At 67.9% G+C, this 3,259-nt stretch carries 4 protein-coding genes; 3 read left to right on the forward strand and 1 reads right to left on the reverse strand.

The annotated features are described in order from the left end of the window. The first annotated feature begins 636 nt into the window (after positions 1-636). The 3 genes from G3N94_RS40430 to G3N94_RS40440 all read left to right on the forward strand — a co-directional run bounded on the left by G3N94_RS40430 (position 637) and on the right by G3N94_RS40440 (position 2,540). Positions 637-1,473: a bifunctional allantoicase/(S)-ureidoglycine aminohydrolase gene (locus G3N94_RS40430; RefSeq protein WP_205799773.1), complete on the forward strand. Its 837-nt coding sequence runs from the start codon at positions 637-639 to the stop codon at positions 1,471-1,473. Positions 1,474-1,776: 303 nt separating this feature from the next. Continuing rightward, positions 1,777-1,917: a hypothetical protein gene (locus tag G3N94_RS40435; protein ID WP_205799774.1), complete on the forward strand. Its 141-nt coding sequence runs from the start codon at positions 1,777-1,779 to the stop codon at positions 1,915-1,917. A gap of 11 nt (positions 1,918-1,928) precedes the next feature. Continuing rightward, entirely contained in the window at positions 1,929-2,540 is a 612-nt protein-coding gene (locus G3N94_RS40440; RefSeq protein ID WP_205799775.1) for a trimeric intracellular cation channel family protein, read from the forward strand. A 101-nt stretch (positions 2,541-2,641) separates the two neighbouring features. Here the strand turns inward: G3N94_RS40440 and G3N94_RS40445 are convergent. Further along, positions 2,642-3,259, reverse strand: a 618-nt coding sequence (locus G3N94_RS40445; RefSeq protein WP_205799776.1) for a heme ABC transporter ATP-binding protein, incomplete at its 5' end; no start/stop codon positions are given.

Here is a 3,259-nt window from a genome sequence, read left to right on the forward strand (position 1 = left end):
CCGCTCGGGCGGCCTCCTCGGCGCGGCCGTCGGCGGCGGCGCAGGCGCGGCACTGGGCGGCAACCTGTCGCGCAACTCGTATGGCGGCGACGGTGATCGCGGCTATCACCATCACCATCGCCATCATCACCACCGCGACTGGGACTGATCGTCCCCGCGTGACACGCCAACGCGAGCAGTGCGCGACTTGCGCACTGCAGTACACGGCGGCCACGCTCAAGACCCGGCCGGGCGGCTCGAGCCGCCCGCGTCCGCCGGGCAACGCAAGTTTCCTCGCTGTACCCGATCCCCTGAATTTCTCCCGATCCGCACGCGATACGCGTGTGTGCTGATCCCGCGATCGTCGTCGCGATGCGCGTCGCTGCTTCGCTGTCTCGCCGCCTCCCGCCACCCGCCACCCGCCACCCGCTTTCCGCTTTCCGCACACCGTTTCGCGCGTCACGGGTAGTGCGAAAACGAATGCAATCCATCGCGACATTTAATTGGTGAATCGCGACCGACTCCGATATCGTCAACCTTGCCCGCGTACGGAATCAGACCGTGCCCGCCGCACCGTGCCACCCGACGCGATCGCGTACCGGCGTGGCAGAACGGGCCGCTGAGCGTAGCCCGGACCAACCCATTGCCTGGATGCTTATGTCTAAGACAACGTATTACGCGCCGCATGGCGGCCACCCGCCGCAGACCGATCTGCTGACCGATCGCGCGATGTTTACCGAAGCGTACGCGGTCATTCCGAAGGGCGTGCTGCGCGACATCGTGACGAGCCACCTGCCGTTCTGGACGAACACGCGCCTGTGGGTGCTCGCGCGTCCGCTGTCGGGATTCGCGGAGACCTTCTCGCAGTACATCGTCGAAGTCAGCCCCGGCGGCGGCAGCGACAAGCCGGAGCAGGACAAGGAAGCCGAAGGCGTGCTGTTCGTCGTCGAAGGCGAGGTCGAGCTGACGCTGCAAGGCACGAAGCACGTGCTGCAGCCGGGCGGCTACGCGTTCATTCCGCCGGGCGCGGCGTGGGCGCTGCACAACGTCAGCGACGCCGCTGCGCGGTTCCACTGGATCCGCAAGCGCTATCAGGCAGTCGACGGCGTGCCGCTGCCGGAAGCGTTCGTGACCAACGAGCAGGACATCGAGCCGATTCCGATGCCGGGCACCGACGGCGCCTGGGTGACGACGCGCTTCGTCGACATGAGCGACATGCGCCACGACATGCACGTGAACATCGTGACGTTCCAGCCGGGCGGCGTGATCCCGTTCGCGGAAACGCACGTGATGGAGCACGGCCTGTATGTGCTCGAAGGCAAGGCCGTCTACCGCCTGAACCAGGACTGGGTCGAGGTCGAAGCGGGCGACTTCATGTGGCTGCGCGCGTTCTGCCCGCAGGCGTGCTACTCGGGTGGCCCCGGCCGCTTCCGCTACCTGCTGTACAAGGACGTGAACCGTCACATGAACCTGACGCTGAACGCGCCGCGTTAAGCCGCGCGCGTTGTGTGTCCGCTGGACAGGCCCGCCGGTGCAAGCCGGCGGGCTTTTTGATTTGGTTCGTCGAATTCGCGCTGAATGCAGCACCGGCAGCCGTCGCGCAATGCGCACATTGACGTGGCCGGCCCGCATCGCCACCAATCGCCCGCGCGCCGTTCCTAAATAAAATTCAGCCAACCCAACATTGGCTAAAGAATGTTCCGGATTCCGGGCATCCCTTCGACAATGCGCGCCTTTTGCGATGGATGGCGGCGTGTCGCGCGCCATGCCGTCGCGGCATTGCAGAAGGAACCCGACATGACCGACACCAGCGCTTCCCCGCCACCCGAACCCGCACCGCCGCGCCGCCGCAGCGTCTGGCGCACGCTCGCGCTGCCGGCCGCCGTCGATGCGGCCGAGCGCGAACGCGTGCTCGACCTGTTCCGCACCGAAGACTGAGGCGCCGCGACATGCATACGCTTTATCTGATCGCGATCGTTGCCGAAGCGATGTCGGGGGCGCTGATGGGGATGCGGCGCGGGATGGACCGCTTCGGCCTCGCGCTTGTCGGCGCGGTGACGGCACTCGGCGGCGGCACAGTGCGCGACGTGCTGCTCGGCCACTATCCGCTCGGCTGGATCGCGCATCCCGAGTATCTGGTAATCACGCTCGCCGCGGCGACCTTCGCATCGTGGGCGGCACGCCGTCTCGCGCGGATGACGACGCTGTTCGTCACCGTCGACGCGGTCGGCCTCGCGGCGTTCACGATCATCGGCTGCGACATCGGCGCGAAGACCGGCAGCGCGCCGATCATCATCGTGCTGGCGGGCGCGATCACCGGCGTGTGCGGCGGGATGCTGCGCGACCTGCTGTGCAACGAAATGCCGCTGATCCTGCGCGAGGAGCTGTATGCGAGCGTTGCGTTCTGCACGGGCACGCTTTATGTCGGCTTGCAGCATCTTGGCGTCGATGCGGGTGTCGCGACGGTGGTCGCGCTCACGGCCGGCTTCACGATGCGGATGCTCGCGGTGCGGTTGGGTTGGAAGATGCGGACGTTTGGGGTGGCCGATGTCGAGTATTGAGTGCCGTGGTTGCCTTCGATGCGTGTCGTTCGAGCGGTTTCGGCGTCCAACGTTGCCGACATTGTGCGTCGACCATCGATGCCACGCGTACGATTGCGCGTTCACGCGGGCACCATCACCGGCGCCGCGCCGTCGCCGGTCTCGACCATCCTGACCGCGAATCCATAGCAGCGCTCGATATGCGCGGGCGTCATCACGTCGCGCGGCGCGCCGTGCGCGACGATCGTGCCGTCGGCCAGCATCGCGATGCGGTCCGCGTGGCGTGCCGCGAGGTTCGGGTCGTGGACGATCGCGAGCACGCCGAGCCGCCATTCGCGCGCGACTGCGCGCACGGTGTCGAGCAGCCGGTGCTGGTGCGCAAGGTCGAGCGCGGCGGTCGGTTCGTCGAGCAGCAGGTAGCGGGGCGGCGCGCCATCGTCGACATGGTCGCCGTCGTCGTCGGGCCACAGCTGCGCGAGCACGCGCGCGAACTGCACGCGCGCAAGTTCACCGCCCGACAGTGTCGTGACGTCGCGGCCGACCAGCATGTCGGCCCCCGCGCGTTCGAGCGCGTTCCATGCGATGTCGCGATCCCGGCGCGACGCCGCACCGCTGCGTCGCGCATGCGGATAGCGGCCGAGCAGCACGATCTCGTCGCCGCGGAACGGGAACGCCGGCTGCGCCGCCTGCGGCAGCACGGCGCGCAGGCGGGCGAGCCGGGTCGCGTCGATGTGCGCGAG

It is taken from the genome of Burkholderia sp. Ac-20353, from assembly GCF_017104785.1.
Lineage (GTDB): Bacteria > Pseudomonadota > Gammaproteobacteria > Burkholderiales > Burkholderiaceae > Burkholderia.

Excerpts from the sequence above, each read along its gene's own strand:
- G3N94_RS40430 (WP_205799773.1), top strand. The coding sequence starts at position 637 with ATGTCTAAGACAACGTATTACGCGCCGCATGGCGGCCACCCGCCGCAG.
- G3N94_RS40435 (WP_205799774.1), top strand. The coding sequence starts at position 1,777 with ATGACCGACACCAGCGCTTCCCCGCCACCCGAACCCGCACCGCCGCGC.
- G3N94_RS40440 (WP_205799775.1), top strand. The coding sequence starts at position 1,929 with ATGCATACGCTTTATCTGATCGCGATCGTTGCCGAAGCGATGTCGGGG.